Source organism: Pseudoalteromonas sp. SCSIO_11900, from assembly GCF_000576475.1.
GTDB lineage: Bacteria > Pseudomonadota > Gammaproteobacteria > Enterobacterales > Alteromonadaceae > Pseudoalteromonas > Pseudoalteromonas tetraodonis.
The window spans coordinates 1-1293 of the sequence record NZ_KK070030.1 but is presented as its reverse complement, the minus strand read 5'-3'; the positions used below and the strand labels follow the sequence as shown (position 1 = coordinate 1293).

1 protein-coding gene is annotated in these 1293 nt (G+C 42.2%); it reads right to left on the bottom strand.

The genetic code is table 11. The features are described from left to right. Positions 1-34 precede the first annotated feature (34 nt). Positions 35-1237 carry an IS256 family transposase gene (locus tag BG00_RS17075; protein ID WP_036979834.1) on the bottom strand — a complete coding sequence of 401 codons (1203 nt, stop codon included), beginning with the start codon at positions 1235-1237 and terminating at the stop codon, positions 35-37. Positions 1238-1293 lie beyond the last annotated feature (56 nt).

Sequence of the window (1293 nt, the reverse complement as noted above, 5' to 3'; positions counted from 1 at the left end):
GAGGGCGTTCAGAATTCTGTGTCAGCCTAAATTGCTAAATATCTATCACGCCATCTAACCTACCTTCGAAGTGAATGGCTAATTGCGACAATGTCAGGTTCCAACTGTGGATTGGCATTGTCCATTTCTTCGAGGCGTTCAATATGCCTGCATACAATAATTTCATCAAGCTATTTTCATTCGGGAATGCGCCTTTAGTCTTGGTCAATTTCCTAAACTGGCGGTGAACCGCCTCGATAGCATTGGTGGTATAAATGGCTTTTCGCACGTAATCTGGGTACTTGAAGTAAACCGACAGGTTCGTCCATTTACGACGCCAAGAGTCGATAACAATGGGATATAGCTTGCCCCATTTATCATCTAGCTCATCCAGTGCTGCTTCTGCGGCATCTTTAGTTGCTGCACGATAAACGGGTTTTAAGTCAGCCATAAAGGCTTTTTGGTGCTTAGAGGCTACGTACTTCATCGAGTTACGAATTTGATGAATAACGCACTGTTGAACCTCTGTTTCAGGATAGATAGTGCCAATGGCTTCAGGGAAACCTTTTAGTCCATCAACACAGGCGATTAAAATATCGGATACGCCACGATTATGTAAATCGGTCAGCACTGATAACCAGTAGTTAGCACCTTCGCTTTCTGATACGTAGAGGCCAAGTAATTCTTTACGGCCTTCAATATTAATACCCAGCACAGTATAAACCGCTTTGCTAACGTAGCGACCATTTTCCTTGATTTTATAGTGAATAGCGTCAAGCCAGATAAATGGATACAACGCATCAAGACTGCGAGATTGCCACGCTTTAAGCTCTGGTATTAGCTGGTCAGTCACAGCGGTTATTGTGGCTTCTGATACTTCAATGCCATACATTTCTTGAATGTGACTGCGAATATCACGATAGCTCATGCCTAACGCAAACATAGATAGGACTTTTTGGTCAATTTCTGGCGTTAACTTAGTTTGGTTTTTCTTAACGAGTTGCGGTTCAAAGGAGCCAGCGCGGTCTCTTGGTGTTTCAAGTTCAAATTGACCTACAGATGATTTAACGGTTTTTTTGCTAGTGCCGTTCTTACGGTTTGGTTGCAGATCAGATTCTAGATGCTGCTCTAGCTCTGCTCTGAGTGCAGCTTCAGTTAATTGTTTAATTAGCGGTGTTAAAACACCATCTTCACCAGTTAACCCTTTACCAGATTGAAGTTCAGCTAATGCTTTGTTGAAGTCGAAAGATTGAGTCATGTGTCACTCCTGTTTTCTTAATATTACTGAAATGACACAGATTTCTAAACACTACC